We start from the raw sequence: 2275 nt of genomic DNA on the forward strand, positions 1-2275 counted from the left end.
CGCACGGGGCGCCGCGCCGGCGGACGGACGCGCTGCTGCACGAGGCGCGCAAGCAGGCCCGCACCGCGCGGTACGCCGCCGAGGTCGCCCGCCCGGCGCTCGGGCGCGACGCGAAGCGGTACGCCCGGGCCATGGAGGCGCTGCAGGAGGTGCTCGGCGAGCACCAGGACACGGTGGTCGCCCGGGACCGGCTGGCCGGGCTCGCGCACGAGACCGCCGACCCGCGGGCGGCGTACGCCTACGGCCGTCTGCACGCCCAGGAGGAGGCCCGGGGCCGCGACGCACGCCACCGCGCGCGCCGCGTGGCCGACCGGGCGGCGCGCCCGCGGGTGCGCCGCTGGCTCGGCTGAGCCTGGGCAGACCTGGTCGGGCCTGGTCAGACCTGTCAGACCCGGAACTGCCCGACGAGCTCGCGCAGCTCCGTCGACATCTGCGCGAGCGAGCCGACGGCGGTGCGGGACTCGGCGGCGCCCTGCGTGGTCAGGTCCGCCGCGCCCGCGACGACCGCGATGTTCTGCGCGATCTCCCCGGAGCCGGTGGCGGCCTCGGTGACGTTGCGGTTCATCTCGGAGGTCGTCGCGGTCTGCTCCTCGACGGCGCTGGAGATGGACAGCTGGAAGTCGTTGATCTGCGTGATGATCGCGGCGACCTGCTCGATCGCGGCGACGGCGCCGCCGGTGTCGGCCTGGATCGACTCGACCCGGCGGGCGATGTCGTCGGTCGCCTTGGCGGTCTCCTGCGCGAGCTCCTTGACCTCACCCGCGACCACCGCGAACCCCTTGCCCGCCTCGCCCGCCCGGGCCGCCTCGATGGTCGCGTTCAGGGCGAGCAGGTTGGTCTGCTCCGCGATGCTCGTGATCAACTTGACGACGTTGCCGATCTCCTTGCTCGACTCGTCCAGGCGGCTCATCGTCGCGGTGGTGTCGCCCACGGCGTGCACGCCCTGACCGGCGACCTCGGCCGCGCGGGACGCGCTGCGGGCGATCTCCTCGATGCTGGCGCTCATCTGCACCGAGCCCGCCGCGACGGTCTGCACGTTCCGGGACACCTGCTCCGCCGCGGCGGACACCACCCCCGCCTGGGCGGCCGTCTGGTCGGCGGTCGCCGCGATCTGCCCGCTGGTCGCGGACATCTCCTCGGCGGCTGACGCGAGCGAGGTGGACGACTCGTCGATGGTGCCGATGACCTCCCGCAGCCGCCCGACCGCCGAGTCCAGCGCGGCGCCCATCCGGCCGACCTCGTCACGCGCGGCCAGGTCCGCGGTGACGGTGAGGTCCCCGCGCTCCAGCGCGTCGGCGACGGCGTGCACCCGGCGGAGCCCGCCGACGATGGACCGCGCGACCAGCAGACCCAGGGCGACCGCCGCGGTGATGCCGACGGCGAGCACGACGACGACCGTGGTGCGGCTGCTGCGGTACCCCTGCTCCGCCTGCGCGGCCGCCGCCGCGGCGGCCTTCTCCTCGTGGTCGACCAGCGTCGTGACGGCCGTGGTCATCGCGTCGATCGCGGGCTGCGCGTCGGTGTCGCGGATCTCGGCGAACAGGTCGGTGTCGTGCGCCCGGCTCGCGGGCAGCATCTCGGTGTCCCGGACCTGCACGTACTGCTCCAGCCCCGCCGTGAAGTCGTCCAGGGCGGCGCGTTCGGGCGCGGCGAGGTCGAGGTCGCCGTAGGCGGTCAGCGCCTCGCGCAGCTCGGCCTCGGCGGCGGCGACCCGCTCCTCCATCCGCTCCATCGTGGCCGGGTCGGTGGACAGGGCGTGGTTGGTGAGGTCGAGGCGCATCTGGACCATGGCGCGGCGCATCGTAGCGGCGTCCTGCAGGCCGACGAAGCTCTGCTCGTACATCGCGGTGGTCGCGGAGTTGGTCCGCGCGAGCGCGGAGATCCCGACGATCCCGACGGCGACGCCGACCGCCGCGGCGATGAGCACCGCCGCCGCGATCCGGGTGCTCACGCCGAGGTCCCGGACCCGGCCGAGGAGCGAGCTGCTGGAGCTGGTGGTGGTGGGCACTGGTGGACCTCCGCGCTGCGGGAGGTGCCCCCTGCACCTCCGCGTGCCCGGTCCGATCGTGCGCGGCACCCGATCCGGCATAGGACCTAAGTCCTAGGTTGGTCGCGGGGCAGGTCAGCGCTTCCCCTCGCGGGGCGATGTCGCCCGGACGGCCCAGCGGAGGCGCGCGTGCGGACCGGTGCACCGGTGCGGGCGGGCCCGGTCGTCGCGGCCCCGGCGAGGGCCCGGCGCGACGGGGTGGGTGGGCGCCGCGGACCCCGCACGGCC

Annotated in this window: 2 protein-coding genes; one reads left to right on the top strand and one right to left on the bottom strand. The window is 75.5% G+C overall.

Features of this window, described 5'->3' with window-relative positions; genetic code table 11:
- Positions 1-350: CHAD domain-containing protein (locus tag EBM89_RS20355; RefSeq protein WP_147463652.1), on the top strand; the 350-nt coding region annotated here is incomplete at its 5' end.
- A 35-nt stretch (positions 351-385) separates the two neighbouring features.
- Here EBM89_RS20355 and EBM89_RS20360 read toward each other — a convergent pair.
- Positions 386-2008: a methyl-accepting chemotaxis protein gene (locus EBM89_RS20360; RefSeq protein WP_233571888.1), complete on the bottom strand. Its 1623-nt coding sequence runs from the start codon at positions 2006-2008 to the stop codon at positions 386-388.
- Positions 2009-2275: the final 267 nt, after the last annotated feature.

This window comes from Cellulomonas triticagri (genome assembly GCF_003696205.1).
In the GTDB taxonomy this organism is placed as follows: domain Bacteria; phylum Actinomycetota; class Actinomycetes; order Actinomycetales; family Cellulomonadaceae; genus Cellulomonas; species Cellulomonas triticagri.